Annotated in this window: 24 protein-coding genes; 2 read left to right on the forward strand and 22 right to left on the reverse strand. The window is 71.2% G+C overall.

Annotated elements, in window-relative coordinates:
* Positions 1–19 precede the first annotated feature (19 nt).
* The 19 genes from ccmI to JNK84_RS06545 all read right to left on the reverse strand — a co-directional run bounded on the left by ccmI (position 20) and on the right by JNK84_RS06545 (position 15,255).
* On the reverse strand, positions 20–1,087 hold the full coding sequence (ccmI, locus tag JNK84_RS06455) for a c-type cytochrome biogenesis protein CcmI (RefSeq protein ID WP_293421733.1): 1,068 nt from the start codon (positions 1,085–1,087) through the stop codon (positions 20–22).
* 237 nt (positions 1,088–1,324) lie between these two features.
* Positions 1,325–2,788 carry a hypothetical protein gene (locus JNK84_RS06460; protein ID WP_293421735.1) on the reverse strand — a complete coding sequence of 488 codons (1,464 nt, stop codon included), beginning with the start codon at positions 2,786–2,788 and terminating at the stop codon, positions 1,325–1,327.
* 47 nt (positions 2,789–2,835) lie between these two features.
* Positions 2,836–3,282 (reverse strand): glycine zipper 2TM domain-containing protein, encoded by a 447-nt coding sequence (locus JNK84_RS06465; protein ID WP_293421737.1) that lies wholly within the window; start codon positions 3,280–3,282, stop codon positions 2,836–2,838.
* Between the two features lie 88 nt (positions 3,283–3,370).
* Positions 3,371–4,759 carry an ATP-binding protein gene (locus JNK84_RS06470; protein ID WP_293421739.1) on the reverse strand — a complete coding sequence of 463 codons (1,389 nt, stop codon included), beginning with the start codon at positions 4,757–4,759 and terminating at the stop codon, positions 3,371–3,373.
* Positions 4,760–4,762: 3 nt separating this feature from the next.
* Complete coding sequence (locus JNK84_RS06475; protein ID WP_293421741.1) at positions 4,763–5,431, reverse strand: response regulator transcription factor; 669 nt, start codon at positions 5,429–5,431, stop codon at positions 4,763–4,765.
* A gap of 33 nt (positions 5,432–5,464) precedes the next feature.
* A complete protein-coding gene (locus JNK84_RS06480; RefSeq protein WP_293421743.1) occupies positions 5,465–5,779 on the reverse strand; it encodes a PepSY domain-containing protein in 315 nt (104 codons plus the stop codon).
* Between the two features lie 70 nt (positions 5,780–5,849).
* Positions 5,850–6,062, reverse strand: coding sequence for a hypothetical protein (locus JNK84_RS06485; protein ID WP_293421745.1), 213 nt, complete (start codon positions 6,060–6,062; stop codon positions 5,850–5,852).
* A 58-nt stretch (positions 6,063–6,120) separates the two neighbouring features.
* Complete coding sequence (locus JNK84_RS06490; protein ID WP_293421747.1) at positions 6,121–9,942, reverse strand: baseplate multidomain protein megatron; 3,822 nt, start codon at positions 9,940–9,942, stop codon at positions 6,121–6,123.
* Positions 9,942–10,385: a DUF6950 family protein gene (locus JNK84_RS06495; RefSeq protein WP_293421749.1), complete on the reverse strand. Its 444-nt coding sequence runs from the start codon at positions 10,383–10,385 to the stop codon at positions 9,942–9,944. Before JNK84_RS06495 ends, JNK84_RS06490 begins: the two co-directional genes overlap by 1 nt.
* A gap of 34 nt (positions 10,386–10,419) precedes the next feature.
* A complete protein-coding gene (locus JNK84_RS06500) occupies positions 10,420–11,310 on the reverse strand; it encodes a DUF2163 domain-containing protein (protein WP_293421751.1) in 891 nt (296 codons plus the stop codon).
* A 4-nt stretch (positions 11,311–11,314) separates the two neighbouring features.
* Positions 11,315–11,941 carry a DUF2460 domain-containing protein gene (locus JNK84_RS06505; RefSeq protein WP_293421753.1) on the reverse strand — a complete coding sequence of 209 codons (627 nt, stop codon included), beginning with the start codon at positions 11,939–11,941 and terminating at the stop codon, positions 11,315–11,317.
* Between the two features lie 10 nt (positions 11,942–11,951).
* Entirely contained in the window at positions 11,952–12,551 is a 600-nt protein-coding gene (locus JNK84_RS06510) for a phage tail tape measure protein (RefSeq protein WP_293421755.1), read from the reverse strand.
* 9 nt (positions 12,552–12,560) lie between these two features.
* Entirely contained in the window at positions 12,561–12,887 is a 327-nt protein-coding gene (locus JNK84_RS06515; protein ID WP_367272252.1) for a rcc01693 family protein, read from the reverse strand.
* Positions 12,770–13,117: a gene transfer agent family protein gene (locus tag JNK84_RS06520; protein ID WP_293421757.1), complete on the reverse strand. Its 348-nt coding sequence runs from the start codon at positions 13,115–13,117 to the stop codon at positions 12,770–12,772. Before JNK84_RS06520 ends, JNK84_RS06515 begins: the two co-directional genes overlap by 118 nt.
* A 120-nt stretch (positions 13,118–13,237) precedes the next feature.
* Complete coding sequence (locus tag JNK84_RS06525) at positions 13,238–13,645, reverse strand: phage major tail protein, TP901-1 family (RefSeq protein ID WP_293421760.1); 408 nt, start codon at positions 13,643–13,645, stop codon at positions 13,238–13,240.
* Positions 13,646–13,685: 40 nt separating this feature from the next.
* Positions 13,686–14,093: a DUF3168 domain-containing protein gene (locus JNK84_RS06530; protein WP_293421763.1), complete on the reverse strand. Its 408-nt coding sequence runs from the start codon at positions 14,091–14,093 to the stop codon at positions 13,686–13,688.
* Positions 14,094–14,096: 3 nt separating this feature from the next.
* The gene (locus tag JNK84_RS06535) at positions 14,097–14,369 is read right to left on the reverse strand and encodes a hypothetical protein (protein WP_293421766.1); all 273 of its coding nucleotides are present in this window, start codon (positions 14,367–14,369) and stop codon (positions 14,097–14,099) included.
* Positions 14,366–14,686, reverse strand: a complete 321-nt coding sequence (locus JNK84_RS06540) for a head-tail adaptor protein (protein ID WP_293421769.1) — start codon at positions 14,684–14,686, stop codon at positions 14,366–14,368. Before JNK84_RS06540 ends, JNK84_RS06535 begins: the two co-directional genes overlap by 4 nt.
* Positions 14,683–15,255, reverse strand: a complete 573-nt coding sequence (locus tag JNK84_RS06545; RefSeq protein WP_293421772.1) for a head-tail connector protein — start codon at positions 15,253–15,255, stop codon at positions 14,683–14,685. The genes JNK84_RS06540 and JNK84_RS06545 overlap by 4 nt, the downstream gene beginning before the upstream one ends.
* 147 nt (positions 15,256–15,402) lie before the next feature.
* Here JNK84_RS06545 and JNK84_RS06550 point away from each other — a divergent pair, with 147 nt between their 5' ends.
* Positions 15,403–16,149 carry a S1 family peptidase gene (locus JNK84_RS06550; protein ID WP_293421775.1) on the forward strand — a complete coding sequence of 249 codons (747 nt, stop codon included), beginning with the start codon at positions 15,403–15,405 and terminating at the stop codon, positions 16,147–16,149.
* Entirely contained in the window at positions 16,146–17,000 is an 855-nt protein-coding gene (locus JNK84_RS06555; RefSeq protein WP_293421778.1) for a trypsin-like serine protease, read from the forward strand. The genes JNK84_RS06550 and JNK84_RS06555 overlap by 4 nt, the downstream gene beginning before the upstream one ends.
* A 9-nt stretch (positions 17,001–17,009) precedes the next feature.
* Here the strand turns inward: JNK84_RS06555 and JNK84_RS06560 are convergent, their stop codons facing one another.
* The 3 genes from JNK84_RS06560 to JNK84_RS06570 all read right to left on the reverse strand — a co-directional run bounded on the left by JNK84_RS06560 (position 17,010) and on the right by JNK84_RS06570 (position 19,016).
* Complete coding sequence (locus tag JNK84_RS06560) at positions 17,010–17,354, reverse strand: DUF6968 family protein (protein WP_441343207.1); 345 nt, start codon at positions 17,352–17,354, stop codon at positions 17,010–17,012.
* A gap of 50 nt (positions 17,355–17,404) precedes the next feature.
* A complete protein-coding gene (locus tag JNK84_RS06565; RefSeq protein WP_293421784.1) occupies positions 17,405–18,664 on the reverse strand; it encodes a phage major capsid protein in 1,260 nt (419 codons plus the stop codon).
* A gap of 88 nt (positions 18,665–18,752) precedes the next feature.
* On the reverse strand, positions 18,753–19,016 hold the full coding sequence (locus JNK84_RS06570) for a hypothetical protein (protein ID WP_293421787.1): 264 nt from the start codon (positions 19,014–19,016) through the stop codon (positions 18,753–18,755).
* Positions 19,017–19,019: the final 3 nt, after the last annotated feature.

Consider the following 19,019-nt stretch of genomic DNA (forward strand, 5'->3'; position numbering starts at 1 on the left):
GGGCTCATGGTCGTGGTCATCAGCCGCCCATCCCCAGTTCGCGCATCAGCGCGTCCAGCTGGCCGATCTTGTCGGCCTCCGCCGCGAAGCGCTGGCGTACCGAGGCGGCGGCGGCGCGCGCCTTGTCGGCCTCGCCGAGCACGGAATAGGAGCGCACCAGCCGCAGCCAGCCGTCGAAATCCGAACCGTCGGCGGCGAGCCGCGCGGCCAGCCCGTCGACCATGCCGCGAATGTCCGACGCGGTCGGCCGCGGCGCATCCGCCGGGCCGAGCCGGGCGACCTCGCTGCGCAGCACGCCCAGCCAGGGCGCATTGGGCGGCGCGATGTCGATCAGCCTGGACCAGATGGCGCGCGCCTCGGCCGGGCGGCCGTCCTGTTCGGCCGAAAGCCCCAGGAGATAGCCGGCCTTGGGATGGTCCGCCGACCGCGCGATCGCGCGCTCAAGCCCCGCCTTGGCCTCTGCCGTCACCACGCCGCCGGCGGCCGCGACCTGCGCTTCGGCGAGATCGGCCTCGCGGTCAGCGGTCGCGCCGAGAAGACGCAGGGCGTTGGCCCGGGCGCGGACAGCCTCGCCGGCACGGCCGAGGCGAAGGTAGACGGGGGCCACGACCTCCCAGCCGCGCCCGTCTTCCGGATTGGCGGCGAGATGCGCCTCGATGCGCGCGATCAAGGTCGCGATGTCGTTCTGGCCCGGCGCCTGCTGGCGGCGTTCGGCAAGCGGCTGGCCGGGGTAGCCGGGCTGGCCGCGCAGGCCATAACCCGCGATGGCGACCAGCGGCACGGCGACGAGCGCCGCCAGCGCAGCCACGCGGCGGCGGCCACCAGCGCCCTCCGGCGCCGTCGCCCCGCCCCGTTCGGCGGCTGCGATGATGCGTCGCGACACCTCGATCCGGGCCGCCTCGGCCTCGGCCGCGCCGATCACGCCGGCATCCCGGTCGCGGCCGATCTCGTCGAGCTGGTCGCGATAAACCGCGAGATCGCTGCCGCCATCCGCCGCGCGGGCGCGGGCGAGCGGCAGGAGCACCGCCATGACGGCGGCGGCGGTCATCAGCGCGAACATGGTCCAGACGGCGAAAGAGCCTTCCATGGCCCGGCGAGAAATCCCTGTCAGCCAGCCGTCCTGCGACGGCTCCGGTTTGGAATGGTGCCAAATAGCCCACCGGACAGGGGGCGACAACGGGAAGATTGTCGCGCGCACGCGCCTTTGATGGAGATCAGATGCCCGGGAGCATTTTCGAGCGCAATGGATGCCGGTTCGCGTCAGGAAAATGCGACAAGACAAAAATCAGGAGCGTTTCGGGCTTCAGGGAAGCACGAATACGCTTCAGCCCTGCCGGCCGGGCGCCTTGCCGGCATTGATCGCGACATCGGCGGCCTTCTGGAGGAGCTGTGCGTAGCTCGCCCCGAAAATGCGCGCGGAGAAGCGCACGGCGGCCTCGATCTGGCTGATCTTCAGGGCGCGGTCGACGTCCGGCGCGTTGCGGATGTTCTCGAGCAGTTGCGTCAGGGTCGGGTCGAGATAGCCCTGAATCTCGGTGAAGATGCGCAGGGTAATCTCGTTCAGCGCGATTTCGGAGGCATAGCTGCGGCAGGCCGACAGCAGGTCGAGCCGCGTCTCGACATCAGCGACCACATCCTCGGAGATGGCCTCGGCCGGCTGGTCGCCGCGCTGGCGCGGCCGCAGCAGCCGGCGCATCTCGCCGGGCACGCCTTCGATCTCGGCGGTGAGCAGGCGGGCGAGGTCGGCCCGCAATTTCGCGAGGCGTCGCTGCCACGGGCCGTCGCCGGCAAGGCTCATGTCGGTGCGCAGCGAGCGGACCGCGTCGTGCAGGTCCTTCAGCGCCGCCGCGACCTTTTCGCCACGACCCTCCTTCAGCGCGCGCGACACGCGGAGCGCCGACCGTTCGATCTCGCCGACCACAAGATCGACCGCGTAGCGATAGGGATTGACCGCGATCTTGGCGGGCTCGTCGCTCTCCGCCGCCGATACGGCGAGGCGCGCGAGATGGGCCTTCTGCACGAGGCGGCCCTGGAACAGAACCAGCGCGAAGGCCAGCAGGTCCGTGCGGGTATTCGCCATCGGGTCGAGCATGGCGCGCGCATTGGCGAGCCCGTCATCGGCGAGGTTGCGGATCGTCGTCGGCGCCTTGGCGATGACGGCGGCGATGGCCGGCGCATTGCCAAGCACCACGAGAACATCGGTCAGGTCGTCGAGGGCGCGCTCGTCGCCGAGGCGGGCGAACAGCCGCTTGCGCACCGCCTCGTCGACGGAGACTTCTTCGAGCTCAGCCCGGATCGCCGCGCAGAGCGGTATGGCGAAATCAGCGGCGAGCTGCGTCGCCCTCGCCTCGTCGCCGGTGGCGATGGCGGCGGTGCAAGCCGCCTCCAGCGTCCTGGCTTCGTCAGGCTGGAGGTCGCGCGCGATCCAGGTCCAGATGGCGGTGAGCGAGTGGCGGGCGATGCGGCCGCGAACCTTGGTCTCCAGCCGCTCGTCGATCAGGAACGGCTCGACCGGGCGGAACACGAACCGCGCCGCGACCTCGTCGCGGACGGCCGGCGGCGGCACGATTTCCGGTGGCTTGGGAGCGACCGGCGGCGGCGCCGGCCGCAGCGCCGCGATGATCATGTCGCCGCCCGGAATCGCCTCGCCGCGCTGGCGGGCGCGCTCTATCTCGGTCGACAGGAGCCTGCGGGCCGATTCGGGCAGGGCCGCCAGATAGGCGCGCAACCGCTCCGCGGGCGAGCGGGCGGAAGCGCTGTCCTGGCGTTGGGCGGCAGCCTCGGTCATGGAGCGCCGAGCCTATCCGCCCTCCGTTAAAAAGTGGTGCGTGGCGCTCAGCCGACCGGTGACCAGCTGCCGTCCGGGTTGCGGCAGGCGGTGCCCACGGCCGTCTGCGGACGGCCGTTGATGTAGATCGTGTGGGTGTATTCGCGGCAGTAATTGGCGCCGCGATAGTAGGTCCGGCCCGGCTCGACATAGCCGTAAGCCTTCTCCGAGCGCCATTCCGAACGGCGGCCCTCGACCCAGACGACGCGTTCGGCCTCATAGGCGCGCTGGCGGTCCTGCGCGTCGAGATCACGGCCGATGGCGTTGCCGATCAGGCCGCCGATGGCAGCGCCCGCAAGGCCCGCCGCGAGGCGCTCGCCCGGTCCGCCGCCGAACTGCGAGCCGATCAGGCCGCCCGCGACCGCGCCGATGGCGGTGCCCGACTGTTCGCGGGTCTCGCACCCGGCAACGGTGAAGCCGATCAGGGCGGCGGCGGCAACGAGGCGATAGCGCATGGACAATTCCGTCTGATGAACGCCGGGATACCGGCGCAGGAGGACGGCAGATGTCCAGCCGATTGAGGCGAAAAGGCGGCGCTGCGGGTCAGACGGACGGCAGCCGCAAGGTCGACCGGAGGCCGCCGATCCCCGCCTCGCCCAGTGACAGCCCACCGCCATAGAGGCCGGCCAGTTCCGAGACGATGGACAGGCCGAGGCCCGAGCCGGGCTTGGTCTCGTCCAGCCGCTTGCCGCGCCGCCCGACCGCCTCGCGCTCGTCGGCGGTCAGGCCCGGACCGTCATCCTCGATCGCGATGGTGAAATAGGTCCGGTCCGCACTCGTCTCGGCCGCCTCGCGCTCGACCACGATGACAACCCGCTCGTCCGCCCATTTGCAGGCATTGTCGACGAGGTTGCCGACCATTTCCTCGAGATCGTTGCGCTCGCCGCGAAACATCAGCCCCGGCGGCACCTGGGCGGAAACGCTCAGCCCCCGGCCGCGATGGATCTTCTCCATGGTGCGGGCGAGCCCCTCGACCACCTCGCCGACCGGCACCAGCGTCGAGGCGACGCGCGCGCGGGCCGCGACGCGCGCCCGTTCGAGGTGGTGGTTGACCTGGTCGCGCATGATCCGCGTCTGCTCGGCCACCTTCACCGCAAGCTGGTCGTCGCGGCCGGCGGCTTCGTTCTGGATCACCGAGATGGGGGTTTTCAGCGCATGGGCGAGGTTGCCGACATGGGTGCGCGAACGCTCGACGATCTCGCGGTTGGTGTCGATCAGCGCATTGACCTCGCGGGCGAGCGGCGCGATCTCGGTGGGGAAATTGCCCTCCAGATGCTCGCTCTCCCCTGCCCGCACCGAATGGAGGCCGCCGACGAGGCGCTGCAACGGGGCGAGGCCGACGCGCACCTGCAGGAAGGCAGCGATCGCCATGCCCGCCGCCAGCAGCACCAGCGCGGCGATCAGCGTGATGTTGAACTCGCGCACGGCCGCCGCGATGTCGTCCGCGGGACCCGCCACCATGATCTGGAAATCGCCGTCCTCGCCGAGCTCGATGGTGCGCTCGACGGCGCGCAGCGCGACATTGTTGGGGCCGGTGACATAGCCCTCGCGCGAGCGGGTCGGCCCGTCGGCAAGCGCCTCGGCGCCCAGCGCCGGCAGCCTGACGTCGAACAGCGAGCGCGAGGTGCGCACCTCGTTGCGCCCGGCATCGGTGCGCACGATCTGCCAGTACCAGCCGGATTGCGGCAGCTCGAACAGCGGCTCGCCGAGATTGGCGCCGACGACGATCTGCTGGTCGTCCACCGCGCCCGCGATATCCGCGATCAGCAGCTTGACGTAGACGCCGAGGCGGCGGTCGAAGGCCCGTTCCACCGCCGTCCGGTTCACCGCCGCCAGCACGATGCCGGTAATGCTCAGCAGCACCACGGCGAAGGCCAGCGCCAGAAGGATCAGGCGCCGCGCCAGCGAGGGCGCGCGGGTCGCGCCGGCCATCGATCAGGCGGCCTGGGGCGGCTGGAGAATGTAGCCGAGACCGCGCACCGTCTGGATCACCTCGACGCCGAGCTTCTTGCGCAGGCGGCCGATGAAGACCTCGATCGTGTTGGAATCGCGGTCGAAGTCCTGGTCGTAGATGTGCTCGACCAGTTCAGTCCGCGACACCACCTTGCCCTGCTGGTGCATCAGATAGGCGAGCAGGCGGTATTCGTGCGAGGTCAGCTTCACGGGATTGCCGTCGACGGTGACGCGCCCGGCCCTCGCATCGAGCCTGACCGGGCCGCAGGTGAATTCGTTGGTCGCCTGCCCCGCGACGCGGCGCAGCAGGGCGCGCAGGCGGGCCAGCACCTCCTCCATGTGGAAGGGCTTGGCGACATAGTCGTCCGCGCCGGCGTCGAAGCCCTGCACCTTGTCAGACCAGCGGTCGCGGGCGGTGAGAATCAGCACCGGCATGGTGCGGCCCGAGCGCCGCCACTGTTCCAGCACCGAGATGCCGTCCATTTTCGGCAGGCCGATATCGAGCACCACGGCGTCATAGGGCTCGCTGTCGCCAAGATAATAGCCCTCCTCGCCGTCGAAGGCCTTGTCGACGACATAGCCCGCATCGGTCAGGGCGGTGGTGATCTGCCGGTTGAGATCCGGATCGTCCTCGACGACGAGCAGGCGCACGCTGAATATCTCCCGAAAGTCCCGTGATGCCGATCAGCGAACCTGGACGACCTGTCCGGTATTCGCCTCGATCCGCACGCGCGTGACCTTGCCACGCCGGTCGACGACTGTCAGCAGATAGAGCAGGTTCCCCCCCGCGCGGCACAGCCGGGCATTGATCACCTCGCCGCGCTGTTCGGGCCTGAGATTGCGCTGGGCCTGGGCGAGCGGCAGCGCCTGCCCGCCGGCGACGGCGGCGCGCCGGTCGGCGGGGTTGAGGCAGTTGACCTGCGCGGCCGCCGGCCCGGCGAACATCGCCAGGCCGAACAGGATCACGCCGGTTTTCGCGAAGGTCGTCGCGACTGTCATGGCACCGATGAACTGGGTTGACCGTCATCCCGCCTAGGCCCGACGGCCTGAACCCGCGATGAATGGCCGTTCATTTGGACGTGAGCTGGCTGGTCGCCGTCACGCGGAAGATGATCGAGCCGACGAAACTGACGCCGGTTCCGACCTGCAGCAGCGCCTCGGCCAGCGCGCCCTGGTCGATCAGGCGCGTCTCGACGCCGAAGACCGAGGCGATCAGGCAGAGGATGCCAACGAGGCTCGACCACACGCTGCGGCTCTGGAGAATGGGTTTCAGATCGGTCATTGCCGTCTCCTTGCGGTTGAAGATGGTGGGTTGAATTGCCGGCCGGCGTCTGAAGGATTCAGAGCGCCAGCACGGCCTCGGCGGGCACGCCCGGCCCGATGAGCGCGGAAATCTGCGCGACGGAAATCCGGAGCGTCGCTTGCGGCGCGCCGAAATCGGCGATCTCGTCGGCCGATGCGTAGAAATGCGTGGCGGCGGTCGTCTCGACGGCGCGCAATTCCGTGCCGCCCGCCGACAGGATCGCCAGCCGATAGCGCTCGGCCACCTCGCCGAGCGGGACGTCCGCGAGCTCCCAGCCATCGCCGCCGAGCCGCGTGCGGCGGACCCAGCTCAGCCGGACGCCGCCGGCCTCGCGCCGGGCGGAGAGGTGGACGGGCGCGAAGGGCATCAAGGCCGTCGCGGTCGCCGCCGCCTCGACCTCCGCCATGGCGGGATCGGCCGCGAGCAGCACCGATGACCCGACCCGGTAGCGGAACGGCCGGCCGATCAGGTCGCTCGCGGTTCCCAGCGGCACCAGCGGCCCCGACAGGAACACGACGCGCGCACCGGCCGACACCGACCCGATGCGGTGCTCCGTGCCGCGCTGCCCGCGCAGAAGGTGCGTCAGCCGCCAGCTCCGCTCGGCGATCAGCGTCGCATCGCGAAACTGCACGACTTCCCAACCATCGGCGCCTTCCAGCGCGAAGGAATTGGCCCCGCCGAGTACCTGCGCCTCGGGGAGGCTTTCGAGCGCGCCGCGGACGAGTTCCACGACGACGCCCTCGCCGCGATCCCAGAGCCAGGGCCGGCCAGCGGGCATGGCGGTGAGCGTCCGGCCCATCAGCGACGGGGCCGCAAGAGAGCCGACGGCTTCGTCGCCGCTGCCCTCCCCGCCGCGCCAGACCGTATAGGGTCCGCGCCACGGGTCGGAAGCCGCCGCGATATATTGCAGCACCGGCGGCTCGACCTCCGTCAGCGGCGGCAGGTCGAGCACCGCGACGGCCGGACGGCCGTCGCCGGGCGGCACGCGATAGGCGCGATGGACCGGCCTCGGCCGGGCCGGCCGGATCGGCGGCGCGAAAGTCTCCGCTTCGGCGCGCCGCATCAGCGTGCCTTCCAGCCCGCCGAGGCGCAGCGGCAGGGCCCGCCCGCCGGCGGTCAGATTGACCTCATCGCCCGGCTCCAGCGCCAGCCGCGACGGCGGCAGGGCAAAGGTTGCCTGCTCACGCCCCGACCAGAGCCGGTGCAGCAGGCTTTCGGCCCGAACGCTGATCTCGCCGGGGTCGGCGGCGGTCGCGAGCGCGAGGCTCGATACGCGCCGGCTCTCGCCCGCGAGGCGACGAGACGTCACGGCCGAAGCGCGGAAATCCGCCTCCGTGTCGGAGAAGGCGATGGACAGTTCCGCCGGCAGTTGCCCGTCATCGCGCCGGGTCACCGCCACGAGGCTGCGACCCTCCTCGTCGGCAAGGTCGTCCTCGCCGAGGGCGACAGCGGTACCCGCCACCCCGCCGAATACGAGCGCGCCGCCGCTCTCGCGGACATCGACGCCGAAGGCGCGCGCCAGCGGCTCAAGCGCGTCGCGGGCCGACATGGGACGGTCGATGACCAGCCCGTCCACAACGCCCTCGACGGCGGAGGCATCGACATCGCCGATGCCCCAGTCGGCCAGAATCCGCGCCATCAGGTCGCCCACCGGCGCGGAACCGAGCCGGCCGTTCAGCCAGTGGCCGGTATCCCAGTTGACGCCGTCGCTCCACACCTCGCCGGCGCGCGGGAAGGCCGGCCATGGCCGCGCGTCCCAGGCCCAGAGCGCCGTGCGGGCGGCATCGACCATGCGGCCGCCCACGCCGAAGGGCGGATTATCCGCCTCGCTCGCGCCGAATGCCGGATCGAAGCGCGAAATGACCGCCTCCAATGCCCGGCGCTGCACGAGATCGTCCCGGCCGCCGTTCGAGAACGGCGGCAGGCCCGCCTCGCTCGACTTGGCATCAGGGAAGACGGACGGGCGGTTCGGACCCCGATCGACCGCCGGAAAACCCACCTCCGTCAGCCAGACCGGCTTCGATTGCGGCACCCAGACCGTCGCGGCGGTCTCGACGCCCGCAACGCGCTTCACATGGGCGTTCGCCCACCAGCTCCGGATATCCTTCTGCCGGTGGACCCAGGGCTTGCCGAGCCCATCCGTGATCGGCGTCCGCGCACCCGCCGGCCGGTCGGCGTCGGAGGCGTAGAACCAGTCGTGCGCCTCGCCCGCGCCCAGCGCCGCGCGCAGCGCCGCGATGTCGTAGGGCGAGCCCGGCGTGCCGTCGCGGCGGTCGTCGAGCGGCGCATACCAGTCGATGCCGACCGCGCCGATGGCCTCGCTCGCCCAGAGCGGATCGAGCGGGAAATGCAGGTCGCCGCCTTCCGTCTGACCGCCATATTCGGTCCAGTCGGCGGCATAGGTCAGCGTCGCCTCGGGCAGAACGACTTTCACGTCCGCGGCCAGTGTCACCAGCCCGTCGACGAAGGGATGGCCGACCGCCGAACGCAGCCGCGTCAGGCCGACCATTTCCGAGCCGATGGCGAAGGCATCGACGCCGTCCGCCGCCGCCGCGAGGTTCGCCATGTGCAGGATGAAGCGGCGATAGCGCCATTCCGGCGCGCCGAGATAGATCACCACCTCGCCGAAGCGCAGGAACTGCGCCCGCGTCGCGGTTCCGAGGAAGTTCGCGGCCTGCATTGCCGCGCCTGCCGCGCCGTGGGGCGAACCCGGCCGGCCGGGCGCGGGGTCGCAGGTGATCCGCCCGCGCCAGGGATAGGCCGGCTGGTCCGCCGCGCCCGAATGCGGATCGGGCAGATCGTTGTCCGCCGGCACATCCATCATCACGAAGGGGATCAGCGTCACCTTCAGGCCGCGCGCCTTGAGGTCGCGGATGGCGCGGATGACGGTCGCGTCCGAAGGCGAGCCGCCATAGGCCGGCTGTCCCTCGATCTCCGACACCAAGGCCGCCGTCGCCCGCGTCTCGCCGGCCGCCAGCCAGGTCAGCCCGGCCACCGCCTTGTCGCGCCGCTCGACCTTCGGCCGGATGGTGCAATGGCCGGCCCTGATGTCGTCGCCGAACCAGGCGACCACCAGCGACACGGATTCGAGCCTCGGGCAGAGCGCCTGCAATTCATCGATGGAGGCGGAGAAGTCGGAAGCGTCGAGGCTCGTATGCCGCGTCTCCGGCGCCGAGCGGCCATAGCCGAACTCGCGGGAATGCACGCCCGGCTCGTAGCCGAACTCGGTCGCGCCGGGGATGATCACCACCGAGCGCACCTGTTCCTCCAGCGCGCCCACCGGCCGGATCACCTCGAAGGTGAGTTGCGGAATGCGGCTGCCGAAATCGTCGAGGTTCAGCCGCTCGAACACGACATAGGCAAGGCCGCGATAGGCCGGCGTCAGCCCCGCGCCCTCCTTGGCGACGATCAGCGGATCGGCCGGCTGGTCCTCTGTGCCGCGATGGACGCGGATGGTGAGGCCGCGCTGGTCGAGTTCCTTGCCGTCGGCCCAGATGCGCCTGACCGCCGCGATCGGCCCTTCGCACAGCCCCACCGCGAAATTCGCCGTGTAGCTGTAGGTGCGCGGGCGCGCCGCGCCCTTGCCGCCGCCTGAGGCGTGCTCCTCCAGCTTCGTCGCCCAGATCACCTGCCCCGCGATCCTGACGCGCCCGTAGATGCGCGGGATCGGGCTGCCCTCGGTCGAGGACATCACGTCGAGGTCTTTCAGGCGCGGCCCTTCCGGCGCGCGCGGGCCGAACAGCGCCCGGTCGATCATCGCGCCTGCGACCGCGCCGACGAGGCGGCCGGCCATCGCACCCGCCGTGCCGAGCGTGCCGCCGAGAGCGGCGCCCGCGAAGGAAAGAACGAGGGCGGCCATCAGAAGGGCTCCTGGACCATGTCGGGAAAGGCGAAGGCAAAGGCGATGCGCCGCTGCCACCAGGGCGCGAAGTGCGCCTCCGCGACGGCCGCGCCGTCATGGGCGTGGATCAGCGTCGCGGGACCGGAGAGGATCGCGCAGTGCTTGGCGGGGTAGCCCTCCCGCCAGCGGAACAGCACGACGTCGCCGGCCTCCGCCGCATCGGGAGAAATCTCGGCGAGGTGGCCGCGCGCCGCCTCCGCCAGCGTTTCGTGGCCGTGCGCCTCGGCCCAGTCGGGCGTATAGGGCGGCACGAAGACCGGCTCCGGGCCGATCACGTCGCGCCAGACCCCGCGCACGAGACCGAGGCAGTCGCAGCCGATGCCGCGGACGGAGGCCTGATGCCGATAGGGCGTGCCGATCCAGCCGCGTGCCGCGGCGACGATGGCGGAACGGGTGGGCATGGAGGTTTTGCTTTCTGGTTGGCCGGGCCAATGCTCAGCCGTTCAGCGACGATCCGTCATGGCCGCCCTCGCCGGGCACGGGCACGGAGACGATCCGGTCGATGCCCGGCATGTGCGGGAAACCGCGGAAATTGAGGGCATTGGCGAAGCGGTCGCGGCAGGTGGTGAAATGCTTGTCGCAACCCGCCGAGACCGTCACCGTATCGCCGGCCGCGATGGGCTCGGGCGGCGGCTGCCAGAGCGTCAGCCGCGTGCCGCCGGCAACGGAGGCCTGCGCCGCGATCTCGACCGTGAAGCCCTGCGCCGCGCCGGACGCGACCGCCAGCCGGCCGCCGACCAACAGGTCCGGCGCGAAGACGCCGAGCCCGGCACAGATGACATGGTCCGGGCCGACCGCCGCGACGGCGACCGTCGTCATCAGCCCAGGAGCGGCGAGGTTCAGCCCGCAGCGATGGTCCCCGAGGTCGGCCGAGCAGCGCGGCGTGTAGAGCCGGCCGCGCTCCTCGTCGAGCGCGTCGGTCAGCGCCCGCAATTCGGCGCGGAAGGCGGCGCCGTCGCGGCTGATCTCGCCGAGCCGCATGACCCGCAGCAGCACGGACAGCGAGGGTTCCGACCAGTCCGCGACATGGATTTCCACCCGCGCGGCGTCGTAGCGGCCGGCGCGGATCTCGGCCTCGGCAATGGCGTCGCCGACCAGCGCTCCGGCCACCTCGCCGGCACCGACCGCGAAGCCGAGCTTCTCGGCGGCGGCCGCGCCGTCGAAGCCGCTGGCGGCGCGGCAGGTCACACCGTCAAGTTGAATATCCTCGTCGTGGTCGGTGAAGCCGAGCACCTCGCCATCGCCGCGCCGGACGATCCAGCAGGTCGCGAGCGTGGTGCAGCCAGTATCGAGCTTCGTCTGGAGGGCGGGAGGAATGGCGCGCATGGCTTCACTCCCTGATCTCGATGAGCGGGATGGACGGGATCTCCCCCGCCGCGAAGGAGGTGAGGTTCACGTCGAGACGGTCGGCGTCGAATCTCACGGGCACGTCGAACAGGAAGCCGGCGGTCACCACCGCGCCGTCGGCCGGGGCCAAAGCCAGCGTCACGACGCCGGTCGCGGCATCGACCGCGAAGCTCCCGGTCTCGACGCCGCCGACCGCGACCCTCACCGAACCCGCCACCGGCTTCGCGACAGGCCGACGATAGGCCGTTCCACCCGCGCCGTAGGTCTTGGCCAGCCGGAAGGCGACAGTCTCGCCGTCGCCCGTGCCGATCTCTTGATCGGTGGGCGACGGCGCCGCGCCGGGCTGGGCGGAGGAGCAATCCAGCCGGTCGCGGAAACGAAAGCCATGGAGCCGGCCGCGCCGCTCCTCGAAGAAGGCGATAACGGCCTGCAGGCCGGCGAGGCTTTTGACGCCGTAGTCGGCGTCGTAGCGCCGCCTCGAATGCGCCCAGCGGGCATTGCGCTCCTCGCGCCCCGAGCCGAGCAGCACGACATCCGTGCGCCGCTCCGGCCCGCCGGACGCGCCGAGCGCGATGTCGAGCGGAAAGGTCACCTCGTGGAAGGCGGACATGGCAAAATCCTCACAATCCGCGCCGACCGCGCGCCACGGCGCGGGCGAGCATGGTGGTCACCTCGGCCTCCGAGCGGCGGAAGCTCGCGGCGTCGGCGGCATTGACGTTCATGACGATGGCGGGGCCGGCCCGCCCTGCTCCGCCGGCGGCGACGCCGAGGCGGCCGTCGGCGGTGCGGGCGAGCGGCATGATCGCCTCCGCGCCCCTCTCGCCCATCAGGCCGGCGCGGCCGTCGGGCATCGGGAAATAGGCCGGCGTCGCGATCACGCCGCCGCGGGCGAAGGCTTGCGGGCTCATGCCCGAGAGCAGACCGACATCGCTTTCCGCGCCCTGGCCGAGGCCCCTGAAGCCCGCCAGCCAGTCGCCGATCGAACTGGTCAGGCCGCTCATGACAGGCTGGATCGCGCTCCTCAGCGCCATCGCGGACATCTGCATGGCGAGCGTCCGCAGCACGCCGCCGAGATCCTGCCCGCGCAGCACCGCGCCGGTGAAGGCGCGGGTCATCGAGGAGCCGAAGCTCTTGGCCAGCTTGTCGGCGTCGGCGATCTCGCGCCGGAACGCGGAAGTATCCGCCGTGATCGCGACGGAGAGGGTATCGACGGGGGTCATCAGGTCACCTCAATCGGGATAGGCCGCCATCAGGCGGTCGAGCGCGGGGCGGTCCACGGGCATGCCGATGCGGCCGAGCCGGCCTTCGAGGGCGGCGGCCAGCTCGCGCGGCGTCGCCCGCCAGAACACATCCGGCGGCCAGCCGATGACGCCGAGCGCGAGGCGCAGGGCATCGTCCCAGGGGAAGGGGTGCGGCTCTGCCGGCGGCGCGCCGGGGCTCAGACGAAAGGGCCGGCGGCCTTCGCCTCCGGTGCCGCGCCCGCGCCGAATGTCGCGGTTAACAGGTCGGAAACGATCCTGGCGTAGGACGCCGCCCCGCCCTCCACCGAGAGGCATGCCGCCTCCCGGTCGGTGATCGTCTCGCCGGCGCCGCGCAGCCCCGCGCCGATGACGGCGGCAAGGTCCGTGGCCGACAGGCGGCCGGTGCCGAAGCGCTCGGCAAGCTCGACGAGATCGCCGGCCTCGAAATGGGCTTCGAGTTCGGCAAGGCTGCCGAGGGTCAGGACGAGGCGTCGGCTGCGGCCGCCGAGATCGGCCGTGATCTCGCCGCGACGGGCATTGGGCATCGGCACCTCCGGTGTGCAGAGATTGATTCAGGTCGAAGAGATTTCGTGAGTCGGTTCAGCGGCTTGCGCGGCGCTTCGAAAGCGCCGCCGCGTTCACGCGGCGATTCCGATTCAACGGCTTCAGGCGGCGGTGAAGGTCAGCGCGCCCGCGCTTTCGAGCGCGATGTCGTAGGTCACCTCGCCGTTGTGGTTGCCGGCGAATTCCAGCGCCGTCACCTGAAACGCTCCGGCCACCGTGCCGAAATCCGGCACGATCACCTGAAAGTCGCGAACCGCGCCGTCGAAGAACACCTGACGCATCAGCGCGTCGGAGGCTTCGTCCCGGAAGATGCCGGAGCCGGACACCGAGGCGCGCTTGACGCCGGTGCCGCCGAGCAGTTCGCGCCAGCGTCCGGCGCTCTCGGCATGAGTCACGTCGACGGTCTCGGCATTGAAGCGAAGCTGGCGCGAGCGCAGCCCCGCAACCGTGACGAAGCCCGCGCCGTCGGCGATCTTGACGAGCAGGTCCTTGCCTTTCTGGGCAGTCATGGAGTTCTCCGTTGTTGGATGAAGGCGGCAGTCGACGGCGTCACGCCGGCTCGGTCACCGCGCGGAAGCGCACGACGCCGTGCCAGGTGCGGCCGTCCGCCTCGCGGCGGATGTCGGCGGTGGCGAAGCGCAGGTTGACGAGGGTCTGGCCCTCGGGATCGAGCGGCACGATCTCCAGCGCGGCGATCACCTCGCCGGCGACGACATGCGCCTCGGACTGGCCGCCCTGCCGCGACCAGACATGCAGCGTCAGGGCGTGTTCATGGCCGGCCGAGGAGCCGGTCGACCAGTCGTTGGTCTGGGCCTCGCCCAGCGTGACATAGGGAAAGGCGGCGCTGCGCGGCGGCTCGTCATAGACCTTCGCGCCGCCGAGGACGGCGACGAGCGGGGCATACTGGTTGAGCACGTCATGCAGCGACCGGCGGAGCGCCAGGGTCGCGACCACCATGGGTCAGGCTCCCGAGCGCAGGCGCGCCGCCGCCGGACCGAGGCGCGGCGCTGCCGGCCGGTCGAGCGAGCCGAACTCGCGGGCGAAGGCGTCCGCGCCGGTATCGACCACCGACGCCTGTTCGCTGCCGCGAATGACGCGCAACGCCGGACCACCGCCATTGGCGACCTCGACGCGAAAGCGGTCCGCGAGGCGGACGACGAAGGGCATGGTCCAGCCCGGCAGGCGGGCGTCGGCGGAGAGCCCGCCGAAGGCGACGGTGACGAGCGGCTTCACGGGGCGATCTCCTCGCAATGGCAGGTGGCGTAGAGGCGCGAAGGCGTGTCTTCGCGGATGGCGCGGATGTCGAAGATGCGCGCGCCCTTGCGCAGGCGGTGCGCGGCGCTCAGCCCGGCGAAGGGGCGGATGACGATCGCGTGGGTCAGGCGCTGGACCAGCCGCTCCTCGGCGCGCGTTTCCGTGCCGCCCATGGGCTGGATCAGGCCCCAGATCTCGCCAACCGCCGCGAAGGTCCGGGCGACCCCGCCCGCGCCGTCGGCGATCTCGGCCGGAGCTTCGACGGTCAGGCGGTGGCGCAGTGTGCCGACGGTCATGCCACCCTCCTGACGAGGAAGGGGGCGATCAGCGCATCGACCGCGCGCGGCATGACCGCGACCTCGTGACCGACCGTCACCAGCGTCCGGTTCTCGTACCAGTGCGCCGCGAGCAGCCGCACCGCCTGCACCAGCGGCGCCGGCACGTCTCCGGGACCGCCATAGCCGGCGGTCACGTCGATGGCGATGCCGGACATCGGCACGGCGGGCATCGGCACGACGCTCGGCGTCCAGGACAGGCGCGGCGGCAGGCCGTCGCCGTCGAGCCGGAACAGGTCGAGCGGCAGGCTGACCTCGCCCGCGACGCGGGTGACAGTCACGGCGTCGAGGCTGGCGATCGGCCCGATCGGCAAGGTCAGGCGGCCATGCGCCGCCCAGGCGTCGCGCCGGACGCGCCAGCGCTGCGTGACGAAGGCCTTGGCGGTCAGCGCCTCCAGATGGGCGCGCGCGGCCGTGGCGATCGAGCCGATCAGCGCGTCCTCGTCGGTCCCGTCGACCTTCAGGAAGGCTTTCAGGTCGGCAAGCGGCAGGGGCTCCGCCTCGGGCGGAGAGGTCAGTGTCAGGCTCATGATGCCTCGTCCTTGGTGGGAATGCGTGGCGCCATCAGGCGTTTTGGTTCAGAAGCGGGCCGCCCGCGCATCCGGCCGGGAGCCGCCTTCGTATTGACACCGGGCCCGGTCAAAGGCCCTGATCACCGGGACTCGCAGGGAGCCGACGTGTTTCGAAGCCTTTCCGCCGCGCTCGCCGCGACCATCCTTCCAGCCGGGGCCGCGCTGGCCGTCATCGGCGGCGCCGAGGTGCCGGCCGGCGACCCCGTCAGCGCCCATGTCGTGATGATTTCCGGGCAGAACGGCTTCTGCTCGGGCGCCGTGATCGGCGAACGGCTGGTGCTGACCGCCGCCCATTGCGTCGAGGATGGTGGCCGCCTCGGCGTTCTCGTCTTTGGGCCGGGCCGCCAGCCTGTCATCAACGAGGTCGTCGAACGGCGCGTCCATCCGGCCTATCGCCGGGCCGACTGGCAGGCCCGCCGCACGGCGGTCGATCTCGCCGTGGTGCGCACCGCCAACCCGATCGGCAACGGCCGGCGGACCGTCGCGCTGTCCGGCGGCGGCATTCCGCAGGCAGGGGCGGCCATCCGCCTCGCCGGCTTCGGGCCGTCGGCCGAGGGCGATGCCCGCAGCGCCGGGGTGCTGCGATCCGCCGCCTTGACCGTCACCGGCCGTCCCTCCTCCTATCAGGTCCGGCTCATCGGCCCCTCCGGCGCGTCGCTCGGCGCCTGCACCGGCGATTCCGGCGGTCCGGTCTTTGCATCCGAATCCGGGCGGCCTGCCGTCGCCGGCGTCGTCAGCTGGACGACCGGGCGCGGCGCCGGCCGCTGTGGCAATCTCACGGGGACGGTCCCCGTTTCCCCGCACCGCCGCTGGATCGAAGAGACGATCCGGGGCCTTGGAGGATCGCGATGACGCATCGTATCTCGGCTGCCGTTCTCGCGGCGGCGCTGGCGGGTGGCCTGACGGCGGCCTCCCCCGCCCATGCCATCATCGGCGGCAGTGCGGTCGGCACGGGCGATGCGCTCGCCCGCTCCTCGGTCCTGATCGTCACCGGCGACGCCAATGGCTGCACCGGCACGATCATCGGCCGGCGCTCGGTGCTGACCGCCGCCCATTGCGTGGCGGGCGCAAGGCTCGCCGTCGTCGCCTTCATCCGTTCGGGGCGCATCGTGGCGCTCAGCCCGGTTGTGTCGGCCTCCGGCCATCCCGGCGTGCCGGGGCCGCGCGGCGGAACCGCGCCGATTGACGTCGCCGTGCTCACGATGCGCGACCTGCCGCCGGCCGGCTACGGCCCGGCGCGCATCGGCGGGCGCGATCCCGCCCCCGGCACCAGCGTCACCATTGCCGGCTTCGGCCGCCAGCAGCTCGACAGCATGCGCAGCGCCGGCCAGCTCCGGCGGGTGACCCTGCCTGTCCTCCAGCGCTCGCCGTCCGGTTACACCGCCCTCGGCAATGCGCAGATGATCGCCCGCGGCTTCGGCCCCTCGGCCTGTCAGGGTGATTCCGGCGGACCCGCCGTCGCGGGCGGCTCCGTCGTCGGCGTCGTCAGCCTCGTCTCCGGCCCGCCGGAGACGCGCGGCTGCGGCTCGCTCACCGTCGCCATGCCCGTGGTCGCCATCGCCTCGTGGATCCGCGGCGCGGTCGCCACCGGCGAGAGCCGCGCGCCCGCAAATCCCCGCGTCGCCACCCTGCCGCCGCCGCGCGCTCCCGAACGGCAGGGCCTGCCGCCCTGGGCGCGGATCGACGGCGGCACCGCGCCGTGAGGCGGGCGATCAGCCGTCGAATTCCTTGTCGTAACCGACGAGAAGGTCGCGGCCGTTCTTGGTGATCGGGAAGCCGTAGCCTCCGCCCTGTCCCAGCCAGGCCAGCCGACCCTGCTTGTGATAGGCACTGGCATAGAGTTCGCTCGCGATCTTCTGCATCGCCAGACGAACTGCCTGAAGGGCATCGAAGCCCCAAGCCGTGCTGGTGCGTGTCCTTCGGGGCCAGCCGATCTCATAGCGGCAGCCCCAGCCCAGATCGTCCGCCACGGGAGCATATAGACTGACCGGCACCTCGGCGGTGCCGGCCTTGCTCTTCACATGCAGTATCCGCGTTCCAATGAGCATCGCGGCCATCCGGCTGTTCGACGGGACCGCGACATTATCATTCGGCGGATTGCTTCCAATCAGCTCGCGGCCACCTTCAGTAGCTTGATCGCGTCGTAGTCGGCGACGCCGCCGCCCACCCGCTTGGTCGTGTAGAACAGCACGTAAGGCTTGGCGGAGTAGGGATCGCGCAGGATGCGCAGGCCCAGCCGGTCGACGATCAGGTAGCCGCGGCGGAAATCGCCGAAGGCGACCGGCGTCGTCCCCGCGCCGATATCCGGCATGTCCTCGGCCTCGGTGACGGGAAAGGTGAACAGGCTCGCCTCGCCGCCCGCCTGCGCCGGCGGATTCCAGACATAGGCGCCCGACGCATCCTTGAACTTGCGGATGGTCGCCTGCGTCTTGCGGTTCATCACGAACCGGCCGTTCTGGCGGAAGCCGGCCCGCGCCGCATAGACGAGATCGACCAGCACGTCGGCCGGGTTGCTCGCCGGGAAGGCCGAGGCGTGGCCGGTGATCACCGTGCCGATATTGCCCCAGCTCCACGAGGCATTCGCCACCTGCGTCTCGGCGAGAAAGCCCTTCGGCTTGTTGACGCCGTCGCCGGCGACGAAGGCAGCGCCCTCCTGCTCGGCGAAGACGGTGTCCACCTCGCTGGCGATCCAGCTTTCGAGATCGACCGCAGCATCGTCGATCAGCGTCTGCGTCGCCGCCGGCATGGCATAGAGCTCCATCGCAGGAAACACCTGCTCGGCCAGCACCGGCGAACTGGTCTGCGCCCGGGCCGCCGTCTCGCCGACCCAGCCGGTGACGGGGCCGGTCCGGGCGAAGGGCCGCTTGAACGTGCCCGCCGAAATCTGGCGCACGCCGGCAATGGCGCGGATCGGCGAGATCGCCGCGAGCCGCTGCGTCACCGCCGTCTCGACCTCGGGCGGGGCGAGATAGCCGCCGTCCGGCCCGGAGCCGACCGACATGGCCCTGGTTTCGAGCGCCTTCAGACCCGCAACTTCGCCGGAGCGGATATAGGCCTCGAAGGCGGCCTTGTGCTCGCTCGCGCCGGCCCGCTGCTCGTGGCGCTCCAGCGCGAGGCCCGGCCGGCGGGCGGCCAGCGCCGCCCGGTCAAGCGCCGCCATCTTCTCGTCCAGCGCCCGGTTGATGCGGGCGACCTTGTCGTCGGCCAACACGTCCGCCGAGCGGCGCTCGATGTCGGTGATACGCTGGTCGTTGGCCTCCTTGAAGGCCTCGAAGATGCGCATCACCTCGGCATGGGTGACACTGGCCTCGTGCGGCAGCACGGCTTTCGTTTCGGGGGAGATGGACGCGGATTGGGTCTCGTGCATGGTCAGGTCCTTCGGTTGGGGACAGGGCATAAGAAAAAGCCCCGCGCAAGGGCGGGGCTTGGGGCATGCGATTTCGGTCTTCGACGGGTCAGGCCGAGAGTTGCCGTAGCCGCGCGGCCACATGGCGAGCGCGCTTGGTGTTGGGCGGCAGAGACATTTGGTCGGTCTCGATCCGGCGCAGATGTTCGGCGATGGCGTCCGTCTCGACGCCCGAATGCAAGAGTTCAGCTATCGCCGGGGCATAGTCGTCATACTCGTCCTGCGCTTTCGGTTCGTCGCGGATGCCGATCGAGTCCCAATCAGCGAGTAGCAGCGCACGGACGAGATCGATGAGATCCGGCAGGTTAGTCAAGAG

Source organism: Phreatobacter sp., from assembly GCF_016793595.1.
GTDB lineage: Bacteria > Pseudomonadota > Alphaproteobacteria > Rhizobiales > Phreatobacteraceae > Phreatobacter.